We start from the raw sequence: 24,034 nt of genomic DNA on the forward strand, positions 1-24,034 counted from the left end.
CGCTGTCGAAATTCCATCGCCTTAAAAAAATACATCCCCCTAAAAGGAGCCGCTTCTGCCTTCCTTTAGGGGGATTTTTTATAGATTAACGATTGATTTTCATAACTCGTTCAGCGCTATCGTTACGCCCTATTACAGATACAGCTAACACAGTATCTACGACAAAAGCTGCAGATTTCTACTAAAGACATTTTATTTTTCCTACAATATGAAATTTCCCTATTGTATTGCCCATTTTCCTATATTCATCACAGACAAATTATAAGGAATATTAGGGTATATCGTTTATCCATTTATAATATCTATTCGCCTTATATAACGTAAATTTAGCTATACCAAATTGAAATAATTGTGATTATCTGCCTATTACCCGTCAAGTCCATTTGCGTACCTTACGTTACAGCTAGTAAACAGTCAACTATCCCATTATTATCAACTTTTTAGCATCAAAAAATAACTTCTATTTTAACCCTTTGTTTTTTACATACTCATTTTCAAATGAATTTAAGACAAAAAAGCCACTAGTAAACTAGTGGCTTTGCCCAGACCCCTGGAGGAGATATTGAATCGCATCGCTTGCCTCGCTACTGGCAAAGCAGTTCGAGTTTTCTTTCCGTACCCTTGTATGAAAACAAAACTGTATGCAAAAATCCCCGAATTACTTTTTCAAAATATTCCATTCTCAAGTAGAAGGCAGTCTTCATCTATAAGAGTTTCTCATTTTGCCAAGGTTTTATTAAACCTATAGGCAGCAATAATACAAGCCCGATTTCAATCGAAATCGGGCTTATAAACGTTTATCTTTCCTTAATATTATTTTTTCTTACGGGAAAGTAATACTGCTGTGCCTGCTACTGCCAACATTACTACACCTGCGATTGGAGCAAAATCCCCTGTTTTCGCTGCGTTTGCTTTTGTTGTTGTATTTTCCTGTCCAGTCTGAGTAGCATTGTTATCAGACGGTGTTTCTGTTTCCATCCCTTCTACTGCTACTAAACTATCCATTGCAGCCTGCACAGATTGTACTGCTGCGTCTACTTCTTCCTGGGTTGCGTTTTCATTTTCCAGTACTGCTTTTGCGTCATTTACTGCTGCTTCTAGTACTGCGTAGCTTTCTGCTGTGTATGCGTTCGCATCCACTTTCTCTGCCTCTGCTACTACTTCTTCCAAAATAGATTTATCCGCTTTGTATCTCAGGTTCAACATTGCGTTTAACAGATTATCCGCTACTTCATTGATTTCCGCCTGCATTGCATCTCCATCATCAAATACAGTTTGTGCTGTTTCCAATGCTGCGGTAAATTCTGCTTGACCTGCTTCTACATATTTGCTCAGGTCAATCCCTTCTGCTGCTGCGATTAAGCTTGCTAACTCTGTTTTATCGCCTGCTACAAATCCTAATTTATGGATTTCGTTCAACAGTGTTTTCCATGCTGCATTTACTTCTTCCTGGGTTGCTGCTGCGTTATTTGCTACTGCCTTGGCATTTTCCAATGCTGCATCAAATGTTTTTTGTACACTTTCAATGGCATTGTCATATTCCCCGCTTGCTTTGGCTTGTTCCGCATAAGCAATCACAGAATTCAAAACGCCTTTATCTGCTTCTTTTACCGTAATATCCTGGTAAGGAATCACGCATACATCCCCGATAACGCCATACTCTTGAATCTTTTTAGAACCAACTGCGTTTGCTAAAGTAGAAGCGACTTCAATTACCAAGGTGTTCTCTCCATCTACCAAATAGTCGCCTAAATCAATCTGTTTGGTAATCTGATTGATGGCAGGCAATTGCTGTCCATTTACAAATACACGGAAGGTATCAAATACTTCTGTTACATCCAAATATGCACTGGTGTTATTGCTAGTATCAAAATTAAATGTTGTACTGTAAGTACCAATACCGGATACTGTTGAACCCAATTGTGGGATGTCTTTCCAAGCAATCAAATCTGTTTTGCCTACTGCAATATCTTCTTTCTTGGTATCCAATACGTCATTATCAGCGTTATCACCCTTGCTCCAACTTTGCACTGTTAAATTCCAGTCATTTAAATCAATTGATTCTGCAAGGCCAGTTACATTGTAGTTGTATTCTTTTCCTTCTTCATCTACTACAGTATAGGTTCCATCTTCTGTTGCACGTACTGTCAAATTGCCATCTTTATAGCTGACTTTAGCATTGGAAGAAATAGTATGATTATCTGCTGGTTCTCCAAAGATACCTGTGGAAGAAATACCAACCATCATTGCATCATTGGTAGCGAGGTCAACTGGAACGATGATTTGTCCATCTTCAACTGTGTAATTTGCAATTGGAGTGATTTCACCAGTCCATCCGTCTAACAAGTATGGGGTTCCATTACCTTCCAATGCAATTTCCAATTGTGCCTGTTCCCCTGCATCATTAAATAAGTAATAAAAATCAGCGTCTTCTGTAGTACGATGGATTGTAACGATATCTGCATTTGCAGTCTGTTTATCCACTGCTGGTTCAATACCTTTCGCTTCTAGAGCGGATACTACTTCAGAAGTATTTTCTACTTGAACAACGCCATCTATCGCTAACAACTCATTAAATTTATTTACAACATCCTGGGCATTGTCTACTAAAGAAATAGATGTAGTTGGAGTCTGTCCCACTACAATAATTGGGAACCCTGCATTTGCATATTCAATTAATTTGTCAATGGTTTCAACCGCCATGGAAGAAACATTGTTGATTATCATTGCACGATATCCTGGACCATCTGGATTTAATACGCCATCTTTTATAACAGCGCTATCTAGGTTAAACAAACTTCTAGTAAAGAATTGATAGGAATAACCCGCTTCAGTCAAACCTGTATCGGTATAATATGGAGCGCCATAGCTTGCGTTATAAGTTGGTTGATAAATTGCCACATCAGTTTTTTGTACCCCTTGCTGTAATACATATTGAGTGCGGTCAATATATCCTGTAATATCATTAATATGTTCCCATTCTGGCATTCTAGAGCTAAACGGTCCTGGAATATCACTGCCAAACGCATGGAAACCTGGCCATTGTGCCTCTGGTGAATACGCATAAGAATAACCGTGGAGATACATGGAGTTAACTCCTGCTGCATAGTTCTTGTTAAAGTTTGCAATCAAATCGTCAAATGGGAAGCCATATGCGCTGCCATATCCAAAGTTGGCACCAATCTCATCGGATAAAATGGTGTTTCCGCCCATATCACGACCTGCTGCCATTACACGGAAACTATCGTGTTTATTTCCAAAGGTAAGAGATTCTCCTTCAGGGGTAGTAGCAATAGCAGAAGTTAAAGCAGAATCAATCGTAGAACCATACGCTTGTACCCGGTATCCCATACCGTAAGTTTCTGCCCAATCCACCATATCTTGGGTACGTTCATAGTTATATAAATTACTTAACGTTTCCACATAATCATTTCTGACATTGGTTACTAAATTGTCTGTATCATCTGTCAATATAAAAGGTGAATTGTTGGAAATGCTATCCATACCTGTTACTTTTAATACAAATGGAAGATAGTTGGTTAAATCATACCCAGTTTCTTCTTGGAATTCCTCCAACATATCGTATGTCCACAGTCCTGCTGTCGTCATTTCCAAAGAATCCTCGAACCAGTTCCCACCTACTTCTTTTATCAATTCAGCGGTTTCAGGGTCAGAGAACAGGTTGTTTTCATAGTATTTCTGCATTACATTGACGCCAGCGTCGCTAAAATGGTCTACTACATAAGCATCGTAATTTGTGCCTGTGTGGTTATCCATAGAAGGCTGGTATCCTACCAACTGTCCTGTACCACGCTGGTAAATCGCTACTACAACATAATTGTCATCTGGTGCTGTGAAATCAATTTCCCCATTTTCGTTTGGAGTTAACTGTACCATTGTGGATTGGTCCAAGGAGTACTGGGTATATTTTGTTGCTGGCTGCATCCAGCCTCCTCCAGTTTCCACTTCTTTGGTAGAATCGTATTTTGCAGCGTAAATACCAATTAAATCATTTTCAATAACAGGGTTTTCTTCATTCGTAGTAGTAACTTTGGAAGTAACAGGTACACTACCTTGATAATTTTGCCCGTTTGACAATTCCACTGTGCCATAAACCAGTTCTTTCGCTGCGGCATCATCATTTGGCGTAATTTCATTGGAAGATGCCGGCCAACGTTGTCCAAATGTCATATCCACAGTAAGGCCATATTTTTTCGCAGATTTTAAAATCTGTTTTACAGATTTCTCCCAGTTTTTAGAGCCATATAAATAGGTGTCCCCATTTTCATCTTTTTGAGCTAAAGCATCCAGCTCGGATTGGCTCATCTTATCCCTTACATCCGCAACCTCAACACAGCCGTAACCCGCATCCGCAAGTTCTTTAATCTCCCGGTCAATTTCATCCAGGTCTTTTGCTGCCCATCCACCTGGAATCCAATAACGTACCCTTAATTTTGAATCATGATTACTTGCATTTTTAAATTCTGTTTGGAAAGTAGAATTTCCACTTTCTGCAGCCTGGACAGGAAGTACCCCTGTAAAACAGCTTGCTGCTAAAGCAAGCGATGTAACAGCCGCTATTAGTTTTTTTGCCTTTTTCATCGTTCTCCTCCTCCAAGGATAATCTTAATGCTTGACAATATCCTGCCAAAACATCTATAATTAATTTAACGGTCTGTTATAATTTTAATCTAATTGAATAAAAAAATCATCGCTATTTTTTTAGAATACATATGTAATATTTTTAGAACTAGGTGACAATATGAACCAAATTATCGAACAGTATATTGAAAATTGGAAACAAAAAAATTTCCAAACACAGAACCATCGAAGGTTCCCTAACCTGAAAGACACCAATCAAATAGATATTATCTCAGACCATATTTTTGGTTTGAAACAGAATGATATCGCGATTGGTATTCACCATCCTGCTTTTAACCATGGCCCAAAACATAAACATGATTTTTTTGAATTAATTTATATTTACCATGGAAGCTGTAGCAATCATATCTACCGACAGCAGGACATTACCATACAGATGAATCAAGGGGATATCTGTCTTTTAAACCCCAACGCTGTCCACTGTTTAGATATAGGAGAAAACACCGATTCGATTGTTTTTAATATTATGTTTAAAACCTCTTTATTTGATAAAGCATTTATCAACCTAATTCCAGATAACAGTATTATGGTCCAATTTTTTATCAATTCACTTTACAATAAAAAAGATAAAAATGAATACTTATTGTTCCGCAACCATCCAGAAAATGATGTTTCTGAAATTATCGAAAAAATATTGGTAGAATTTATCCAGAAAAAAATCTGCTATCAAAATACCATCCAAGCATATTTAATCGTACTTTTCTCTTCCCTGATCCGACAATTTAGTGAGGATGAACAAACTACAGAAGAAAAAAATTTTATTCCCACTGATATCGCGGAAATATTAGATTACATTTCTCAAAATTATAATACAGTTACTTTAACATCTGCAGCGGACCATTTTTTTTATAACCCCAGTTATTTATCTTCTTATATTAAACGCTTTACCGACCGTACGTTTACCGATATTGTTTTAGAGTATAAATTAGAACATTGCTGCAATTTTTTGCGCAATTCTGATATGCCAATTGCTGATATCGTTAATTTAACAGGTTTTAACTATAGTTCCCATTTCTTCAAACTGTTCCAAAAACATTTTCACTGTACACCAGCAGAGTACCGTAAACTTTATTATCAGCCAAACCCATCACACGAGGATAATTCTTTATAGAAAAAACAGATGGCTTGCAAAATCCGATAAGCCATCTGTTTTTATTGCTATATCATCCAATTCCCTGGAATACTACTCCTAAAATAAATACCGCTGCCGTTAAACCGCAAAACACAAATTTTGTCATTGGCTCTAACCATCTTCCAATTTTGCGTTTTCTCCCTTTTTGCATCTCTTTTCGGACATATTTAGAACCAAATACCCAATAGAACATGATGCCTGCCATTCCAGCACCTAATGGGCAAATATAAATCGAAACTGCATCCATCCATTGGCTTACAATCGCCTGGATACACACACCAACTACTGCACCAATCCCTAAAATGGATAAAACTGCTTTTGTTCTGGAAAACCCTAAAATCTCCTGTAAAGTAGCGATAGGTGCTTCAAACAGGTTAATCAGCGAGGTAATCCCTGCTAAAAATACGGCAATAAAGAAAATAATAACTAATATCTGCCCACCTGGCATAGATTTAAAAAGATTAGGAAGATGGATAAACATTAAACCAGGGCCACCATCAAATAGGTTTGTACCAGCAGTAGCCATTGCTGGAATTATCACCAAAGCCGCCAGCATAGCAGCCAAAGTATCAAATAAAGCAACTTTCCATGCCGCTCCAATAATGTTCTCTTTATCGCTTAAATAGGAACCATAAATTAGCGTTCCATTGCCCGCTAAAGAGAGGGAAAAAAATGCTTGCCCAAGAGCATAAACCCATGTCATTGGATTTAAAATATTCTCATCCACCGAAAACATGTATCGGTAACCAGCCAAAGAACCTGGCTGGAACAACATATAGATTGCCAATCCAACAAACATGCAGAAAAATAATGGCATCATTACCTTATTAACTTTTTCGATCCCGGAACTGATGCCAAAAATCAAAATAACTGCTACCAATACAATACCCACTAGTTGCCATAGGTTATTTCCAAAATTGGAAGCCATACTGCCAAAAGCAGCGCTAAATCCTTCCACACTATTTGGTTCCAAGGTTTTTCCTGTAAACGCCCCCACTGTATACCGCAAAATCCAGCCCATTACAACGGAATATCCAATCGCTAAAGCCAAAGAACCCAAAACTGGAATAGCACCCAATACTTTACCAATTTTTCCATTTTTCCCTCTGGATTCTACTGCTTTTTGGAATGCATCCATTGGTCCGGAACGGGTTGCGCGACCAAAAGCCATTTCTCCGATTACTCCAGAAAATCCAATAATGATGACAAACAAAAAATAGGGGATTAAAAATGAGCCTCCGCCATATTTGGAAACACGACTAGGAAACATCCAGATATTTCCCATACCAACCGCAGATCCAATACAGGCTAAAATATAGCCCCACCTGGAAATAAATACATCCCTCTTTTTTAAGGATGTTACCTGATTTTTTACCATTATGTTACACTCCTTTTACAGTAGGCAAATACAGCCCAAATAAAATTTGCCCACTGTATCATTACCCAAATAAAAAATTTTTTCTATCTGTCATAGAAAAATTAGCGTCTATTCATAAAAATAGAAGTACTTTGTTCTCTATAATTTTACAATTTTTTTATCGCAATGTCAATTATTTATTAATAAAACTCAATGTTAACAAAATTCATTTTAATTTTATATATGTTACTATCACATTGAAACAATTTATAAATATATGGACAAGTTTGTTTCCAAATAGTTATAATTTCTTTTCACATATTAAAATCCCCCATCTATTCTGTTTAGATGGGGGATTATTCAACTCTTGTTCTTCATAATATATTTATTATTTATTTTTCTTACGGATTGTCATCAGCACTGCGCCTGCAACCATTGCAACAACTGCACCTGCTATTGGGGTAGTATCCCCTGTTTTCGCTGCGTTTGTTGTGCTTTCCTGTCCAATTTGAGTAGCACTATTATAAGATAGTGTTTCTGTTCCTTCTACTGCTACTAAACTATCCATTGCACTCTGTACATTGGCTACTGCTGTGTCTACTTCTTCCTGGGTTGCGTTTTCATTTTCCAGTACTGCTTTTGCGTCATTTATTGCTGCTTCCAGTACTGCGTAGCTTTCTGCCGTGTATGCGTTCGCATCCACTTTCTCTGCCTCTGCTACTACTTCTTCCAAAATAGATTTATCTGCTTTGTATCTCAGGTTCAACATTGCGTTTAACAGATTATCCGCTACTTCATTGATTTCCGCCTGCATAGCGTCTCCATTATTGTAAGTATTCTGCGCCGCTTCTAATGCTGCGGTAAATTCCGCTTTTCCCGCTTCTACATAACGGTCAAGTTCCGCATTGATTTCATTGGCTGCTTCAATCAAAGAAGCTAACGCTGTTTTATCTCCAGCTACAAACCCCAGTTTATGAATTTCGTTCAACAGTGTTTTCCATGCTGCATCTACTTCTTCCTGGGTTGCTGCTGCGTTATTTGCTACTGCCTTGGCATTTTCCAATGCTGCATCAAATGTTTTTTGTACACTTTCAATAGCATTGTCATATTCCCCACTAGTTTTAGCTTCTTCGGCGTATTTAATAATAGCATTCAAAATCGATTTGTCTGTATCCACAACTTCCGATTTTTCACGGATAATCGTAATCGATGTTGACTGAACTGCTTGGGATTCTTCTGTCACCACGTGAAGGATTAACTGGTTTTCCCCTTCTCTCAATAGGTATTTCCCTGTTGCCTCGTCTTTACCCAACATATCACTGTCATCAAATGTTACAGATCCACCTTGGGAGATAGATGGCGTCACTAAAATGGACTCCACATCATTGGCAACCTCTACACGGTATTCTCGAACAGATGGGTCAAACGTTGGTTCTAAGTTTCCGTCACTGAGGGTAATCCCTGTTAACTGTGCATCGGTTACTGGATGGTTATAAACTTCCATTTCAACTAACTGCATTCTATATAGGTTATTATCGCTTGGTTTTGGACGTAAACTAGTTGCGTGAACTCGAACATATCTTGCGAAGTAAGATTGATCTAGTACAAATTTTTGTGGATCACTGGTAGGTAATGGATAGTTCTGTTCTGTATGAACTGTTGTCCAATTGATACCATCGTCAGAAATGTCAATGGTGAAGTCAATTGGCATACCATAAGCATTGTTGTTGGCATCAATTCCAGATGGATACAATACAACTTCACTAATTCGATTGATTGTTCCTAAATCAACTGCCACCCATTCGGTATGGTTATTGTTGATATCATTATTTGAAGTCCAACCACAAATTTCATTGATAGAGCTTAAGTTTTTCAAATCTCCATCCGTTAAATTTCTAATATCCCAACCATTAGAACCATTCACAGAACTAGAAGCGGTAGGAGTACTATTTAACGCTATATTTCCAGTACGGTAATAGCGCAACAATTCATAAGCCTGATTTAACTCATCCGTCACTTTTTGCAACTGCTCTGTAGTTGCTTGGATATCTGTTGACAACGCAGAAGCTTTTTCGTATACAGCTTGAAAATCTTCCCAATGGTCAGTAAAGTCTGCTTCAGAAAGCGTAGACATGGATTGCAGTAGTTCTTTTAAATTTTTACGGACAGTGTCAACTTTGTTTGTTAACACTTCAATTGCCTGTTCCAAGCTATTGGTTGCCTGGTTAACCGCAATTTGATTGGTGTCCTGTTGTGATTCTACGGATTTGGCTTGTTCCAGAACCTGCTGGAATTCAGTCCATGCTTCCTGCAAATAATCCTCCTGCTGTAAGCTATCTGCATAAGAAATCGCATCTCTCAGATCATCTTTATAAATAGATTGGTTTGTGTTACAGAAAAATCGATAATTACCGGATTTTACTACTAATTTTGTGATTTCTCCTTGTTTTTCAATCGAAACAATACCTACATCCGATGTCGAAATTTCTTGATGGTCTTTATTATAAATTGTATCTGCTGTTGGTAGATAAATAGTCGCTGTTGTACTAACTGGAATTTGGTAACTAAATTCAGTATTCTGTTCTGTTATCTTCCAGGAAGAACGGATATTGCCATAGGCGGTATTCGTAACAGCGTCTACATACTCCAAGGAACCTGCCAGCTGTGGCTGAATTGTAAAGGTGTTGCCACCATCCGCAAAATCACGGATACCTGCCAGCCCTTTATAAAGCCATTCTTCATAGTTTGCCAAGAAATAGTGGTTATGGGACCGGGTTGTATTTTCAAAACCTTCCCAAGCGGAAGTAGCTCCTTGTTCTAACCAATATCCCCAACTTGGATAGGTGGTTTGGGTCAGCACCTTATAAGCTACATCGTTATAACCATTATCGCTTAGCACTGGCAACAACAATTTATTTCCTACCATACCAACTTCAAAATGATATCCTTTTTCCACAATGTCATTTACCAGGTTTTTCACTACAGCATCTTTGTATTCTTCCGGAACCAATCCAAAAGCCAATGCTACCAGCTGGGATGTTTGGCGGAATTTTGTACGTAACCCTGCGTTTTCAGGAATCCAATAATTTGTATCATAAATCTGTTTTTCTTCATCAAAAAACTTTTGGTTAAACGCAGTATAAATCTGTTCCATAGCGGCACGATATTCTGCCGCATCCTCTTCTTTTCCTAAAACCTCTGCCATATGGGTCATTGTTTTTAAAATTTGGTATACATATCCCGTTCCACAAATTGCAGAACCTTCTGGAGACATGGCAATACCTGGTGCGTTAGGATCAGTGCCTCCATAAGGACTAACCCAGTCACCCATTTGAGTATCAAACCAAACCCATCCGTTATTTTGGATTGTCTTAATATCTACCAACGCCATCTTTCTCATAGCATCGTATTGTTCTTCTACAAAGGATTTCATTCCAAACTGGTTATATAACTGTTCTGTACCTAGGAAATAAATTCCATTCCATACTGGGGTATTTTCAATACTCCAGTCAGCGGAAGGCGCAATATTCCCAATTGCTGTTTCAGTTTGGGTATCCTCCATATCATTTAGGAATTTTGAGAGGAACAGACGCATATCAAAATTATATGCCATGCTCTCGGTAGAAACATTTGCGTCCCCAGTCCAACCATTTTTCTCCCATACAGGGGTATCGGTTGGTTTTCCCTGGAAGTTATTTAATAAAGTATTCACCATAACATCATGCATGGAGTTAATCATCTCATTTGAAGATTCAAAATAAGAAGGAATTCCCACATCGTTATGGATGGCATACGCTTCAATTTGGTCGGAAGTCAATTCTCCTAAATATCCATCTACTTGAATATATTCATAACCTTTATAACTAAAACGTGGCTCAAAATTTTCTCCAGGTTCCCCTTTGGCTATGTACTTATCCTGTTGGATGGTGCGGATAAACCAGCTGTCATTTCCCTGGGCAGCCAATGTGCCATCCGCGTTTAATTTCTCGCCATAAGTAATGGTAACCTCAGTACCTTCTGGAAGATTTCCCATATTTAACTTAATCCACCCTGTTGTCATTTTTTCAGGATGAATAATATAGGAATCGCTATCTAATTTAGTCACGGTTGTATCCAGTGTTTCCGCCCGGCGCATTGGTTCCATCTGTTGAAAAATCAGTTTCCCGGTTGGAGCATCCACGTTTACTGCTGAATGCCAAGAGTCATCCTCTTTATAACCAGGCTGATCAAATCCTGTTTTTTCTAAACGGGCATCATAAGTTTCTCCATAGTAGATGCTGTCAAATACAGTTGGGCCGTTGCTGGTCACCGACCAATCTGTGCCAGTATCTACAATTTGTTTGCTACCATCCTGATAGGTAATTTCCAACTGCATTAACAGTTTTGGATTATCCCGCCAAACAGCATTCTGCCAGTTCCAGGTAGTTACGGTTTCATTGTAGAAGCTTTTACCCAGCTCTACTCCAATGGCGTTGGAACCTTGTTGTAATTGGTTTGTAACATCAAACACTCGGTACATTACTGTTTTATTATATTGAGTATGGGCTGGATTTAATACGGTATCATCTGGATTCTCACCATTGATTTTTAAATCAAATAACCCTAATCCACAAATATAGGCCCTTGCAGATTCAATTTCTTGCTTTACCTCAAATTCTTTTCGGAAGATTGGGGCAGATACTGGTTCCGTATTAGTTACTTCCATCACAACTCGGGTTCCCCAAGGGTCACCACCATATAAAACATTTTGGTCAGGGGTAACCCAATTACTATCATCAAACCCTGGCTGTTCCCAACCAGAATCCCCTATACCATTTACTTTCCAGGTATTATCTGTAATCACAGTATCTGTCGTATCATCGGTATAAGCAATGGTCAATTTTCCAATAACACCGCCATAACCCTGGCTTGTATTATTGCCGTCCAAGGCAATTAAGTTTTCACCAGAGAGGATTTTATCGGTAATATCATATACTCCTCCGCTTTCCCAAGCCTGCGTTTGTCCAATTTTTTCTCCATTTAGGTAAAACACACCTTGGTCATCCGCTGTAAAACCAAAAATAACCTGTTTTACCGTTTTATTTGGATTTACTGAAAAAGTTTTACGGAAATAATGATGTCCTGCTGGAGCTTGGTCAAAAGGAGATCCATTTAGGCTCCAAATCCAGTAGCAGCCATCCACTGTAGTAGACAGAGTATTGCCAATGATATCGTCCCCTATCCACTCGGCTGTCCAATCCTCTGGATGAAGCATTCCTGTTTCAAATCTGGAAACCTCACTCCATCCAATCGACTGGCCATTTTCGTCCCAACATTCTACTGCCCAATAATACTCTGTTTTAGATGCTAGGTCTGTCCCCTCATACGGAATATCAAAATTTTGGCTACTCTCTATTTTGGTCGAATCCCAGATATCCCCCTCATGCGCTTCTGCTTTTTCCTGAGAAGAAGCTACAATAATACGGTAGGCAGTTTGTTCTTTTCCATTGATATTGGAGAAATATCCCCAACTGAATTTTGGCAATTGGTCAATTCCAAGCGGTTCGCTTAAGGAATTTACCTTCATTTCCTGAACGGATAGTGTGGCCTCAGCAGCAAAGCTAGTTGGTGCAAATACAACAACTGTGGATAACATTGCCGCTGTCAATAACCCGCTTAAAAAACGAGTCCATCTTTTCTTCATACTCTTGTTCCTCCTTATTATTTATGGTTAAAACGATTTAAAATTGTTCACCTCCTTTTTCTAATTTTCATAATATTTTTCCATAATATTCTTATATTTATATATTATAAAGATAAAAACTATGAAAATCAACATAAATTATCAACATAAAAATAATATAATTTTTAATAACTATAGCAATTATAACCAACATTAATCCTAATTTTATGATTACAATTATAAAAGCTGATATTGCCAACTAATCCTCTAAAATGCACCTTAAATTAACACAATACTACAAAAATCCTATATAAATGAAAATTTAGCTATCACAATAGCCATTGTTATTGTTTCTCTTTTTCTCTTTAGGAATCTGTATAAGATTAATCTCATCTTAAATACTAGATGGATTCATAATATTAAATGTAAGTGAATGATATTATAGGTTGTTTTACTGCATCTTTGAAGGGTACTATTTCAAAGTTTTTTCTCCTAGTTTTGGAGCGAAATAAAGATGATACCATATCAATTCCATATCAGAAAAACCCCAATGGTTCCAAATTAGAACCGTTGGGGTTTCCTCTATCCATACTATTCATTCATCAATTTTTTTACTTCTTGTAAATCAGGCAACGCATAAATGGAACCCTTTTTCGTCGTTGTCAAGGAGCCAGTTGCGTTTCCAAAGGAAAGGCAGGAAATCAAATCTTCTTCCTGTAACGCATCCAAAGGCTTTCCCAATTCTAATAATTGATATAAAAATCCTCCAAAAAAGGAATCTCCCGCAGCTGTCGTATCCACTGCCTTTACCGGATATGCTGTTAAAGAAACACAGTTATGCCGGTTTAACGCAAGGGAACCATTTGCCCCTAGGGTCACTAAAATGATCCGTAAATTATGGTAACGCTCCATCAATGTCTGAGCAGCTTTCATATAATCCTGGCAATTTGTTAAAAACATGGCTTCTTCTTCCGATAATTTTAAAATATTGGCGTAGTCCAGCCCTTTTTGTATCATTTCTTTTGCCAATTGTTTGTTATCCCATAAACTAAGGCGCAAATTAGGGTCATAAGAAATGATTTTCCCTGCTTTTTTGGCGTATTCTAGGGCGGATAATGTAGCCTTTCTAGCAGGATTGCAGGTCAATGTTAACGAGCCAAAATGAAAAATTTTTGTCCGGTCAATCAGTTCATAACAAACTTCTTTTGGCTCCAACATCGTATCCGCACCTTGATTCCGATAAAAACGAAAGGAACGGTCCCCATGTTCGTTTAAGTGTACAAAAGTCAGGGTAGTTTGGTATTGCTTTGACATTACCATTCCTTCTGTGCTTACATGGTTGTCTTCCAGTGTCTTTCTCAATAAATGTCCAAACTGGTCATCCCCTACTTTTCCAAGAAAAGCAGCTCTTTTCCCGAATTTCGCCAAAGAACACAATAAATTTGCGGGAGCCCCTCCAGGATTTGGCGAGAACAGGTAATTATCCCCTTGCGATTTTACCGGAGTAAAATCAATCAACATCTCACCCAAAGCCACTACATCAAACATAAAATTACGTCCTTTCTACAAAACTACCTTCTCCTTCTTTTTACCGTCTGTCCTTTTTTCCTACGCACAGGTATTTTTCCTTTTCTACGGCGCTTGTTATATACAACTACCATTACAAAATAAAGAATGAGCAATACCACAATGATAACTACTAATAAGATAAACCACCAAGAGGTCAAAATCTTTTTTAAAATATTTCCTATATAAAGCCACATACTTCGGTCAATATCATTGGCAGCTACCACTGTTACCGTCTGTATAACTTCATTTTGTAATTTTAAATCTATTGTGCCAATTTCTTGCCCTTGTTTGATGGGAGCTTGTATTGTTTTTGGCAAATTGGAAGTATCCCACATAATAGAGGAAACATCAATATCATTTGGCAATAACTCAGTAATGGTTTCCTTTGTCGTTAATTGGATGGTATCCGTATCTTTCGCAAGCTCCACCTTGATTTGATTTGGGATTGTTTTGGAATTTGGTTCCGCCACTGTTTTCAAGCTGAAATTATTAAACGCCCATTTATAGAGATTTTTACTATCCAAGCAGGTATATTGTGGCAATTCATTTCCATAGCCATCACGGATTGGTGCGCCCATCACAACACAAATATAATTATATCCATCGTGGGAAGCCGCTGTTACTAGGTTTTTATAATCATCTCCTGTACCAGTTTTAATCCCTTTTACATACTCATAAAAATACTTATCTCCACCTAAAGATTTTACCAACATTCGATAATTGGAGTGGGTAATAGTACGTTCTCCTTGTTTATTTGTTGCTTTCATGGTATGACGGACAGTAGTAGAAATCGTGGCAAACCGACCATCTTCCATATTCATCCCATAGTTGGCAATCAAGTACATATCATAAGCTGTAGAAAGATTCCTATTATCCAGGCCACTGGCGTCATAAAACACTGTGTTGGTACATCCAATTTCTTTTGCCTTATCATTCATCATTTGGATGAATTCTTCTGGTTTTCCACCACTAATATAATCCGCAATAATGTCTGCTGCTTCACAGCCAGATGGCAACATTAATCCATAGAGGAGATCTTCCATACTCAATGTTTCCCCTGCCATAATTCCAGCATCAGAAGCACCTTTTCCATATAAATTATCAAATACATAGTTTGGTGCCGTTACCATAGTATTCGCGATATCTTCACAGTGTTCTAATGCCACAATACAGGTAATCATTTTGGTTAAAGAAGCTGGTATCAGCTGTTTTTGCGCTTCTTTTTCATATAAAACTTTTCCTGTGTCTGTATTTACCAAATAAGCTGACTGGCTAACCACTTCAAAATCCGGGGTATAAGTAAGCGCTTCTGCTGTAAGAGGGGCGCAGAAAACACTAATTGTAATGACACAAGTCAGTATCAGAGAAATTACTTTTCTCATATGGACAATCTCCTCCAAATAGTGTATTATTATTTAATATAAGTATATCAAATATAAGGATGGAATTCAAATAGAAACCATCATTATTTTATGAATTTTATCAGATAAAATCATGAAAAATTATCCTACAAGGAGGCTATCTATCATGGAGCCACAAAAATACCAATTGGATACCATAGCATTACATAGTGGATATGAAATTGAGCCCACCACAAAATCAGTAGAAGTGCCATTGTATCTTACCAACGCATATGCTTTTGAAAACACACAAGATGCCTGCGATCAATTTGCTTTAAAAAAGCCTGGTTCCATCTACACTCGTTTGGCTAATCCAACTGTAGACGTTCTAGAACAGCGTATTGCCGCTTTAGATGGTGGTATTGGGGCGTTAGCGTTTGCTTCCGGTCATGCTGCTATTTTTAATACAGTTGTCAATCTGGCAAGCCAGGGAGATGAAATTGTGGCTTCGATCCAGATTTATGGTGGGGCTATTAATATGTTGGGTGTAACCTTAAAACGGTTAGGGATTCATGTTACCTTTGTAAATCCAGATGATTTAGAAGCATGGGAAAATGCTGTTACCGATAAGACTAGAATGTTTTTTGTTGAAACAGTGGGAAACCCCAATGCAAATGTAGCAAATTTAGAACAAATCGGAAAAATCGCCCATAAACATGGTATCCCTTATGTAGTGGATTCTACTTTTACCACACCAGCCCTTTGCCGACCAATTGAGTTTGGCGCTGATATTGTCATCCACTCCGCAACAAAATTCCTGGGTGGCCACAGTAATGTCATGGGCGGTCTAGTTGTGGATTCGGGCAAATTCCAATACAAAGATAACCCAAGATTCCCACTATATAATCAGCCCGATGAAAGCTATCACGGTTTGGTATACGCAGATTTGGGAGAATCCGCTTTTATTGCCCGCTTACGCAGCTTAATTACTAGAGATTTAGGTGCATGTATCTCTCCATTTAATGCGTTTATGCTTCTTCAAGGAATTGAAACACTCTCTTTACGGATGGAACGCCATTGCGAAAACGCTTTAAAAGTGGCCGAATACTTAGAACAACATCCACAAGTAGAGTTCGTAAACTGCCCTATGTTAAAAAGCAGCAAATATTATGAATTAGGTCAAAAATACATGCCAAAAGGCACTGGTTCTGTTTTTACTTTTGGCTTAAAAGGTACCCGTGAAACAGGCGCTAAATTTATTGATAGCTTAAAACTTTTGATTAACTGTGCAAACGTGGGTGACTCTAAAAGTCTGGTAATCCATCCAGCTACCACTACTCATTCCCAGTTATCTGCGGAACAATTGGTTGCTGCTGGTATTACAGAGGGTACCATCCGCCTCTCCATTGGTTTAGAGGATATTCAGGATATTATCGCTGATTTGGATCAAGCAATTTCAAACGCTACAAAATAAAAATACCAGGAGGTCTAGCATGATTTGGGTTACAGGTGACAAACACGGCCAACTTTCAGCTATGGAACTGCCTGATTATAAAAAGATTAAAAAAAATGATACTTTATTAATTTGCGGTGACTTCGGCTTTATCTGGGATCACTCAAGAGCAGAGACAAAAACTTTAAAAGCTTTAAATAAACGCAAGTATACCATCGCTTTTGTGGATGGTTGCCATGAAAATTTTGAATTATTAGAGAGTTATCCAATTGTGGAGTTTCATGGCGGAAAAGCAAGACAGATTATGCCAAATATCTTCCAGTTGATGCGGGGAGAAGTGTACGAAATAGAAGGGAAAAAAATTCTTGCCTTTGGTGGAGGATCTGTGGAAAATACGACTGGCGATTTAGACCAAAATTGGGAAAATGTTGAGCCAACAAAGGCTCAAATTGATAATGCGGTTCAACACATCAAGCAAGTGGAAGGTGCTGTAGATATTATTATCAGCCATGAACCACCTTATTCTATTTTGGGCTGTATGGATATCAACAAAGCGGATGGAACTACTATCCACGATGTGTTGGAACAGATCCGCACCCATTGTAAATTCAAAAAATGGTATTTTGGAAAGTTCCATGTCGATAAAGAAATTCCTCCCTATTATACCGCAGTATTTGACGGACTCATCCCAATTCAAACAAAATAAAATTTCTAGATGACACAACGCTAAAATAGCAATAATAGTATAGAAAAAATTCCTATGGCAATTTACAGCCATAGGAATTTTTTCATTTATCAAACATTTACCAGATAGAACGGTAATATTTTTTATTTCTTGTTTCACTCCAACAATTTGGTAGATACGCCATTGTTGCAAAAATAATAATAGGAGACATTGAAATAATCCAATTAGGTATTGGAAGGCTCCAGCTTATACATCCAAAAAGCAAAATAAGAATATTTAGAACAAACAAAATCCAATTTATCTTCATTCGCAGATGGTTTGTAAAATAATGTACCAATTGTGGCAAAATAAAAACAATCCCCAATAGAAGAAACAACAAATTCTCATAGAAAGAATAAATCCCACTATAATTGTGGATTTTTAATTCTTCAAAATAGTTCCAACCAAAACCAACTCCAGCGATACAAAGGCAAAAAAAGATGTAGTAAGCGATTTTTTTCCATTTCATTTTATTGTCTCCATTTCTTCTTACAGCTACAGTTTGATTCTCATATATAAACAAAACCAATTTATTTATAGCATACTATAAATAGTAAGCCTTTTCAATTGTTTTTGTTACCGAAAAAAGCAATAAAAATTGTACATTTTTATAATACAAATAGAATACTATAAATATATAATACTATTTGTTATAAAAATAATGACATTTAGGTATTTTTCCTGACATCCCATTCAACCATTCTCCTTGATTCAGTTTTAGTAGTAAAAGCCATATTTTTAATATAATAGATACTATAATTTTATGAGGTAAATCCAGTAAGATATTGCCTGCTTAGTCAATACTTTAGCTTGTTTATGGTTATATCCACAAACCTTCATTATCAATCAAAACCACTAAAATGAATTAGTGGTTTGCTCAAACTCCTGGAGGGGGTATTGAAGGACTACCATCGCATCGCTTACTCCGCTACTGGTAAACCAGTTCAGGTTGTCTTTCCGTACTCTTATGTGAAAAAAACTGTATGCAAAAATCCCCGAATTACTTTTTTAAAATCTTCCATTCTATTATCAAGCAGAATGAATTCTCTATCTGTTAGAGTTTCTTATTTTGCCAAGACTTTTTACCCCTAGTTCTACCAGGGATTTTATTTAGCCTATAGGCAGCAAACAAAAAAAGCTGGAGATTCTTCTCCAGCTTTCTATTTATTGATTCGTTTTAGATCAACTCAATAATCGCCATCTCTGCAGCATCGCCGCGACGAGGACCGATTTTTACGATACGGGTGTAACCACCGTTTTTATCTGCATATTTCGGTGCAATCTCGTCAAACAATTTTTTGGTTACATCTTCTTTTGTGATATAAGCCAAAGCTTGACGTTTGGAGTGGAGAGTATTAGTTTTACCGAGAGTAATCATTTTCTCAGCCATTGCACGAACTTCTTTTGCTCTTGTTACGGTTGTTTCAATTTTGCCATTTTCCAGCAAAAAAGTAACCATTGCACGTAACATAGCTTTTCTTTGGTCGGAAGTTCTTCCGAGCTTTCTGCTACCTGCCATTGAAATTCACTCCTTACGGGATTTATTCCTCATCAGCCTGAAGATCGTAGCCCAAAGATTTTAACTTGAGCACAACTTCATCCAATGATTTACGTCCGAGGTTTCTAACTTTCATCATATCTTCCTCGGTTTTGTTTGTTAAGTCTTCAACCGTGTTAATGCCTGCGCGTTTCAAGCAGTTGAAAGAACGGACAGACAAGTCAAGTTCCTCAATAGTCATCTCCAGGACTTTTTCTTTGCTCTTATCGTCCTTTTCGACCATAATCTGCTCGGTATACCCTTCTTCTGATAAATCAACAAAAAGGTTAAGATGTTCATTGAGAACCTTGGCTGCTAAGGAAACTGCCTCTTTGGCGGAAATGGTTCCGTCAGTCCAAATTTCCAAAGTTAACTTATCATAGTCAGTGATTTGACCTACACGGGTGTTTTCCACTGCGTAGTTTACCTTTAACACCGGTGTATAGATGCTGTCTATTGGGATTACACCAATAGCAGGCTGCATATTTTGCTTATTGCGTTCAGCAGAAACATAACCTCTACCTTTATCAATTACAAGCTCCATATACAGTTTCGCACCTTCATCCAAAGTCGCAATATGCATCCCCGGATCAAGTATCTCAACTTCAGAGTCAGCTTTGATATCGCCAGCGGTAACCTCACATTCACCTTCTGCTTCGATATAAACTGTTTTTGGTACATCGCCATGTACTTTAGCGATCAACCCCTTGATGTTGAGAACGATTTCTGTCACATCTTCTTTTACACCTGGAATGGTTGAGAACTCATGCTGCACACCATCAATTTTAATGGAAGTAACTGCAACACCGGGAAGAGAGGAGAGTAGTACGCGTCTTAGGGAATTTCCAAGAGTAGTACCGAAGCCGCGTTCGAGTGGCTCAAGGATAAATCTTCCGTATGTGCCGTCTGACTTAAGTTCAGCCGTCTCAATTCTTGGCTTTTCTATTTCAATCATTCAAAACCCTCCTAATTTGCAATAAATAACAAAGTACAACTTTGTTTGTCCAAACAATCATATTATTATTTGGAGTACAATTCGACAATGAGATGTTCTGCGATTTCCAAATCAATTTCATCGCGGTTGGTTAAGCGCTCAATTTTAATGGACATATTTTCTTTGTCAACAGTCATCCACATTGGAACTGGACGGGAAGCCCAAGCTTCTACAACTGCTTTAAATTTTTCACTGGATTTGCTATCATTGCCAACAGTGATCACATCACCTGGTTTCACCAGCAAAGAAGAAATATTTACTTTTTTGCCATTTAATTTAAAGTGGTTATGAAGGATCAACTGTTTTGCTTCTGCTCTGGAAGATGCAAAACCAGCTCTGTATACTACGTTATCCAAACGGGATTCCAGGATTCTCAACAGGTTTTCACCTGCCATACCAGGTTTTCTAACAGCCATTTCAAAATATTTTGCGAACTGGCTTTCAGAAACGCCGTAGTAACGTCTTGCCATTTGTTTTTCTCTTAACTGCAGGCCGTATTCAGAAACTTTCTTTCTGCTTTGTCCATGCTGACCTGGAGCGTATTCTCTGCGGGATACCGCACATTTGTCGGAATAGCAGCGTTCGCCTTTCAGGAATAATTTTTTGCCTTCACGGCGGCACAGTCTGCATACCGCACCAGTATATCTTGCCATATCGTTACACCTCCTGCATCTAATTAAACACGTCTTCTCTTTGGAGGACGGCAGCCATTGTGTGGGATTGGGGTAACATCTTTAATCATGCTAACTTCCAAACCAGCGGACTGCAAAGCTCTGATTGCTGCTTCACGGCCGGAACCAGGACCTTTTACAAAAACTTCAACTGTTTTCAAGCCATGTTCCATAGCTGCTTTTGCAGCGGTTTCTGCAGCTGTCTGAGCAGCAAAAGGAGTGGATTTTCTAGAACCTCTAAATCCTAACCCACCTGCACTAGCCCAGGAAATTGCATTTCCCTGTGTGTCAGTGATTGTAACAATGGTATTGTTAAAAGTGGACTGGATATGCACAGCACCGCTAGCAATGTTTTTGCGTTCACGACGTCTACGAATCGTTGTCTTTTTAGCATTTTTAGCCATGTCTGATATCCCTCCTTATTTCTTCTTATTCGCAATAGTCTTTTTAGGACCTTTTCTTGTGCGAGCATTTGTTTTTGTTTTTTGTCCTCTTACAGGAAGACCTGCTTTATGGCGTCTGCCACGATAGCAGTTAATTTCGATCAAACGTTTGATGTTCATTGCAACATCACGGCGAAGGTCACCTTCTACCATTAAATGTTTGTCGATGTATTCACGGAGCATGGAAGCTTCGTCTTCTGTCAGGTCTCTTACACGGGTATCTGGGTTGATACCAGTTGCTGCGAGGATATCTTTAGCGGTTTTATTACCGATTCCGTAGATATAAGTCAAACCTATTTCTACTCGTTTATCTCTAGGTAAGTCGACACCAGCGATACGCGCCATTTCGTTTGCACCTCCAGTACAAAGCTAACGTTCTTCTTCCCAATTGGTTTACAAACAGCTTTGTTTCATTCTAAAGTTTATACTGCTTAAAGTTTAGCCTTGACGTTGTTTGTGTTTTTTGTTTTCACAAATTACCATAACGCGGCCTTTGCGTTTGATAACTTTACATTTTTCACAAATAGGCTTCACCGAAGGTCTTACTTTCATCTTGAAATACCTCCTTGTTACACGAAAAAACGTGAACTGAACTTATTGTTTATTTCGAACGCCATGTAATGCGCCCTTTTGTTAAATCGTATGGTGACATTTCCACTGTCACTTTATCTCCCACCAAAATACGGATGAAATTCATACGCAATTTGCCGGAAATATGAGCAAGGATAATATGGCCATTTTCCAATTCTACTTTAAAAGCAGCATTTGGAAGAGCTTCTACAACCTTACCTTCAATTTCAATTACGTCATCTTTTGCCATGAACAGATTACCTCCCTAGTTGATAACGGCTTGATCAGAATAGTTCCACTGCCAAAGCAGATTCCGAATTTTTTTATCGGTAGTATAAAGGGTAACATCAACCAAATGGGTTGTTGGCTGCAAATGTTTGTAATTCTTAGCCTTTGGCTTATCCAGTTTTCTTCGTTTGCCATCTGAAATGTAAGCAACGGAATCGTCACAGGAAACTACCAAATAATACCTATCTTTATCATGCCCCGATTTTGATTTTACAATCATTCCTTCAATAATCTGCATCTTTACGCCTCTGAAAGGATGATAGGGCCATCCTTTGTAATTGCAATCGTATGTTCAAAATGGGCTGCCAAGCTGCCGCTGGCTGTTTTCACAGTCCATCCATCAGAGAGCAGTTTTACTGCATCCCCTTTCCCATTGATCATCGGCTCAATTGCAATAACCATACCAGGCACTAAGCGAATGCCATGCCCAGGTTTCCCGAAATTCGGAACTTCTGGTTCCTCATGTAGATCAGTACCAACACCATGGCCTACATATTGACGGACAATACCATAGCCATATGGTGTTACTGTACTTTCTACTGCATAGCCGACATCCCCTAGACGGTTTCCTGGCTGTGCCGCTTTAATTGCCTCATACAAGCTTTTCTCTGTAACTTCCAAAAGCTGTTTTGCTTCCTTGCTTACTTCTCCTACTGTAAATGTATAAGCATTGTCTCCGTGGTAACCTTTATACAAAGCGCCAACATCAACGCTTACAATATCCCCTTCCTTCAAAATCTCATGTTTCGAAGGAATTCCATGGATAACGGTATCATTTACAGAGATACAGGCGTTCCCAGGAAAACCACCGTAGTGGTAAAAGTTAGGTGTTGCACCTGTAGAGAGAATAAACGTGCGGATTGCGGTATCAATTTCCTTTGTACTCACACCTGGTTTGCAGTGTTCCCCTGCAACCTGTAATGCCTGGGCGGAAATCCTACCCGCATCCCGTAATAGTTCCAGTTCTCTTGCTGTTCTCAAAGCAATCATCAATTATGCCTCCAAGGCTTTCAAAGTAAGGGCGGTTGTATCTTTTACATCTTCCTGCCCTTCTACAATAACCAGTTTACCTGTTTTTGTATAGTAGTCTTTGAGCGGCTCCGTTTGTTCATGGTAAACAGTTAAACGCTCTTTTATGGTATCTGGATGGTCGTCTTTACGCTGCACGGTATTCCCGCCACATTTATCGCATTTTCCTTCTTCAGCAGAAGGTTTATACATCACATGGTAGGATGCGCCGCAAGATTCACAAACACGGCGTCCAGATAATCTAGCCTGAATTTTTTCATCAGGAACTTCAATATCGATTACTCGATCAATTACTACGCCCATTGCATCCAAAGCTTCCGCTTGAGGAACTGTACGTGGAAATCCATCCAGCACATAACCATTTTCACAGTCAGGCTGCGCAATCCGTTCTTTTAACAGGCCAATTACAACCTCATCCGGAACCAAATTGCCAGATTCCATATATTCTTTGGCTTTCAATCCCAGCTCTGTGCCATTTTTGACCGCTTCGCGCAGGATATTACCGGTAGAAATAGCTGGAATTTTTAATGTATCACAAATAATTTCTGCTTGTGTACCTTTTCCGGCACCCGGAGCACCTAAAAGAATTAAATTCATACTTGC

General features: G+C 38.4%; 19 protein-coding genes. 3 read left to right on the forward strand and 16 right to left on the reverse strand.

The genetic code is table 11. From position 1 onward, the window contains the following. Positions 1-813: 813 nt before the first annotated feature. The gene (locus tag H8Z77_RS08000; RefSeq protein ID WP_186996693.1) at positions 814-4,602 is read right to left on the reverse strand and encodes a glycosyl hydrolase; all 3,789 of its coding nucleotides are present in this window, start codon (positions 4,600-4,602) and stop codon (positions 814-816) included. Positions 4,603-4,762: 160 nt separating this feature from the next. On the opposite strand from H8Z77_RS08000, the gene H8Z77_RS08005 reads away from it, so the two are divergent. After that, positions 4,763-5,773 (forward strand): AraC family transcriptional regulator, encoded by a 1,011-nt coding sequence (locus tag H8Z77_RS08005; protein ID WP_186996694.1) that lies wholly within the window; start codon positions 4,763-4,765, stop codon positions 5,771-5,773. Between the two features lie 52 nt (positions 5,774-5,825). On the opposite strand, the gene H8Z77_RS08010 is transcribed toward H8Z77_RS08005, so the two are convergent. The 4 genes from H8Z77_RS08010 to H8Z77_RS08025 form a co-directional block, all read right to left on the reverse strand. Continuing rightward, on the reverse strand, positions 5,826-7,172 hold the full coding sequence (locus H8Z77_RS08010; protein WP_069987411.1) for a sodium-dependent transporter: 1,347 nt from the start codon (positions 7,170-7,172) through the stop codon (positions 5,826-5,828). A gap of 367 nt (positions 7,173-7,539) precedes the next feature. After that, entirely contained in the window at positions 7,540-12,834 is a 5,295-nt protein-coding gene (locus tag H8Z77_RS08015; protein WP_186996695.1) for a family 78 glycoside hydrolase catalytic domain, read from the reverse strand. 570 nt (positions 12,835-13,404) lie between these two features. Further along, entirely contained in the window at positions 13,405-14,361 is a 957-nt protein-coding gene (locus H8Z77_RS08020) for a carbohydrate kinase family protein (RefSeq protein WP_186996696.1), read from the reverse strand. Between the two features lie 23 nt (positions 14,362-14,384). Continuing rightward, entirely contained in the window at positions 14,385-15,764 is a 1,380-nt protein-coding gene (locus tag H8Z77_RS08025) for a D-alanyl-D-alanine carboxypeptidase family protein (protein ID WP_069987414.1), read from the reverse strand. 145 nt (positions 15,765-15,909) lie between these two features. Here H8Z77_RS08025 and H8Z77_RS08030 point away from each other — a divergent pair, with 145 nt between their 5' ends. Both H8Z77_RS08030 and H8Z77_RS08035 read left to right on the forward strand, forming a co-directional pair. Then, positions 15,910-17,196: an O-acetylhomoserine aminocarboxypropyltransferase/cysteine synthase family protein gene (locus H8Z77_RS08030; RefSeq protein ID WP_186996697.1), complete on the forward strand. Its 1,287-nt coding sequence runs from the start codon at positions 15,910-15,912 to the stop codon at positions 17,194-17,196. Positions 17,197-17,215: 19 nt separating this feature from the next. Then, positions 17,216-17,881 (forward strand): metallophosphoesterase, encoded by a 666-nt coding sequence (locus H8Z77_RS08035; protein ID WP_069987416.1) that lies wholly within the window; start codon positions 17,216-17,218, stop codon positions 17,879-17,881. Between the two features lie 97 nt (positions 17,882-17,978). On the opposite strand, the gene H8Z77_RS08040 is transcribed toward H8Z77_RS08035, so the two are convergent. The 11 genes from H8Z77_RS08040 to H8Z77_RS08090 form a co-directional block, all read right to left on the reverse strand. Beyond that, entirely contained in the window at positions 17,979-18,368 is a 390-nt protein-coding gene (locus tag H8Z77_RS08040; RefSeq protein ID WP_186996698.1) for a hypothetical protein, read from the reverse strand. 708 nt (positions 18,369-19,076) lie between these two features. Further along, positions 19,077-19,418 (reverse strand): 50S ribosomal protein L17, encoded by a 342-nt coding sequence (rplQ, locus tag H8Z77_RS08045; RefSeq protein WP_069987418.1) that lies wholly within the window; start codon positions 19,416-19,418, stop codon positions 19,077-19,079. 22 nt (positions 19,419-19,440) lie between these two features. After that, a complete protein-coding gene (locus tag H8Z77_RS08050; protein WP_069987419.1) occupies positions 19,441-20,391 on the reverse strand; it encodes a DNA-directed RNA polymerase subunit alpha in 951 nt (316 codons plus the stop codon). A 65-nt stretch (positions 20,392-20,456) separates the two neighbouring features. Then, entirely contained in the window at positions 20,457-21,083 is a 627-nt protein-coding gene (gene rpsD / locus H8Z77_RS08055; protein ID WP_069987420.1) for a 30S ribosomal protein S4, read from the reverse strand. A 23-nt stretch (positions 21,084-21,106) separates the two neighbouring features. Next, a complete protein-coding gene (gene rpsK / locus H8Z77_RS08060; RefSeq protein WP_069987421.1) occupies positions 21,107-21,505 on the reverse strand; it encodes a 30S ribosomal protein S11 in 399 nt (132 codons plus the stop codon). 15 nt (positions 21,506-21,520) lie between these two features. After that, the gene (gene rpsM, locus H8Z77_RS08065) at positions 21,521-21,889 is read right to left on the reverse strand and encodes a 30S ribosomal protein S13 (protein ID WP_069987422.1); all 369 of its coding nucleotides are present in this window, start codon (positions 21,887-21,889) and stop codon (positions 21,521-21,523) included. A gap of 93 nt (positions 21,890-21,982) precedes the next feature. Beyond that, positions 21,983-22,096: a 50S ribosomal protein L36 gene (gene rpmJ, locus H8Z77_RS08070; RefSeq protein ID WP_040437253.1), complete on the reverse strand. Its 114-nt coding sequence runs from the start codon at positions 22,094-22,096 to the stop codon at positions 21,983-21,985. Positions 22,097-22,145: 49 nt separating this feature from the next. After that, complete coding sequence (gene infA, locus H8Z77_RS08075; RefSeq protein WP_069987423.1) at positions 22,146-22,364, reverse strand: translation initiation factor IF-1; 219 nt, start codon at positions 22,362-22,364, stop codon at positions 22,146-22,148. A gap of 15 nt (positions 22,365-22,379) precedes the next feature. Beyond that, complete coding sequence (locus H8Z77_RS08080) at positions 22,380-22,640, reverse strand: KOW domain-containing RNA-binding protein (RefSeq protein WP_069987424.1); 261 nt, start codon at positions 22,638-22,640, stop codon at positions 22,380-22,382. Positions 22,641-22,642: 2 nt separating this feature from the next. Then, positions 22,643-23,392 carry a type I methionyl aminopeptidase gene (gene map, locus H8Z77_RS08085; RefSeq protein WP_069987425.1) on the reverse strand — a complete coding sequence of 250 codons (750 nt, stop codon included), beginning with the start codon at positions 23,390-23,392 and terminating at the stop codon, positions 22,643-22,645. Between the two features lie 3 nt (positions 23,393-23,395). After that, complete coding sequence (locus H8Z77_RS08090) at positions 23,396-24,028, reverse strand: adenylate kinase (RefSeq protein ID WP_069987426.1); 633 nt, start codon at positions 24,026-24,028, stop codon at positions 23,396-23,398. Positions 24,029-24,034 lie beyond the last annotated feature (6 nt).

This window comes from Clostridium facile (assembly GCF_014297275.1).
Taxonomy (GTDB): Bacteria; Bacillota; Clostridia; order Oscillospirales; family Ruminococcaceae; genus Massilioclostridium; species Massilioclostridium facile.

What these genes read in the sequence shown, in the direction of transcription:
- H8Z77_RS08000 (WP_186996693.1), bottom strand. Translation starts at nt 4,602, where the DNA reads ATGAAAAAGGCAAAAAAACTAATAGCGGCTGTTACATCGCTTGCTTTA.
- H8Z77_RS08005 (WP_186996694.1), top strand. Translation starts at nt 4,763, where the DNA reads ATGAACCAAATTATCGAACAGTATATTGAAAATTGGAAACAAAAAAAT.
- H8Z77_RS08010 (WP_069987411.1), bottom strand. Translation starts at nt 7,172, where the DNA reads ATGGTAAAAAATCAGGTAACATCCTTAAAAAAGAGGGATGTATTTATT.
- H8Z77_RS08015 (WP_186996695.1), bottom strand. Translation starts at nt 12,834, where the DNA reads ATGAAGAAAAGATGGACTCGTTTTTTAAGCGGGTTATTGACAGCGGCA.
- H8Z77_RS08020 (WP_186996696.1), bottom strand. Translation starts at nt 14,361, where the DNA reads ATGTTTGATGTAGTGGCTTTGGGTGAGATGTTGATTGATTTTACTCCG.
- H8Z77_RS08025 (WP_069987414.1), bottom strand. Translation starts at nt 15,764, where the DNA reads ATGAGAAAAGTAATTTCTCTGATACTGACTTGTGTCATTACAATTAGT.
- H8Z77_RS08030 (WP_186996697.1), top strand. Translation starts at nt 15,910, where the DNA reads ATGGAGCCACAAAAATACCAATTGGATACCATAGCATTACATAGTGGA.
- H8Z77_RS08035 (WP_069987416.1), top strand. Translation starts at nt 17,216, where the DNA reads ATGATTTGGGTTACAGGTGACAAACACGGCCAACTTTCAGCTATGGAA.
- H8Z77_RS08040 (WP_186996698.1), bottom strand. Translation starts at nt 18,368, where the DNA reads ATGAAATGGAAAAAAATCGCTTACTACATCTTTTTTTGCCTTTGTATC.
- rplQ (WP_069987418.1), bottom strand. Translation starts at nt 19,418, where the DNA reads ATGGCAGGTAGCAGAAAGCTCGGAAGAACTTCCGACCAAAGAAAAGCT.
- H8Z77_RS08050 (WP_069987419.1), bottom strand. Translation starts at nt 20,391, where the DNA reads ATGATTGAAATAGAAAAGCCAAGAATTGAGACGGCTGAACTTAAGTCA.
- rpsD (WP_069987420.1), bottom strand. Translation starts at nt 21,083, where the DNA reads ATGGCAAGATATACTGGTGCGGTATGCAGACTGTGCCGCCGTGAAGGC.
- rpsK (WP_069987421.1), bottom strand. Translation starts at nt 21,505, where the DNA reads ATGGCTAAAAATGCTAAAAAGACAACGATTCGTAGACGTCGTGAACGC.
- rpsM (WP_069987422.1), bottom strand. Translation starts at nt 21,889, where the DNA reads ATGGCGCGTATCGCTGGTGTCGACTTACCTAGAGATAAACGAGTAGAA.
- rpmJ (WP_040437253.1), bottom strand. Translation starts at nt 22,096, where the DNA reads ATGAAAGTAAGACCTTCGGTGAAGCCTATTTGTGAAAAATGTAAAGTT.
- infA (WP_069987423.1), bottom strand. Translation starts at nt 22,364, where the DNA reads ATGGCAAAAGATGACGTAATTGAAATTGAAGGTAAGGTTGTAGAAGCT.
- H8Z77_RS08080 (WP_069987424.1), bottom strand. Translation starts at nt 22,640, where the DNA reads ATGCAGATTATTGAAGGAATGATTGTAAAATCAAAATCGGGGCATGAT.
- map (WP_069987425.1), bottom strand. Translation starts at nt 23,392, where the DNA reads ATGATTGCTTTGAGAACAGCAAGAGAACTGGAACTATTACGGGATGCG.
- H8Z77_RS08090 (WP_069987426.1), bottom strand. Translation starts at nt 24,028, where the DNA reads ATGAATTTAATTCTTTTAGGTGCTCCGGGTGCCGGAAAAGGTACACAA.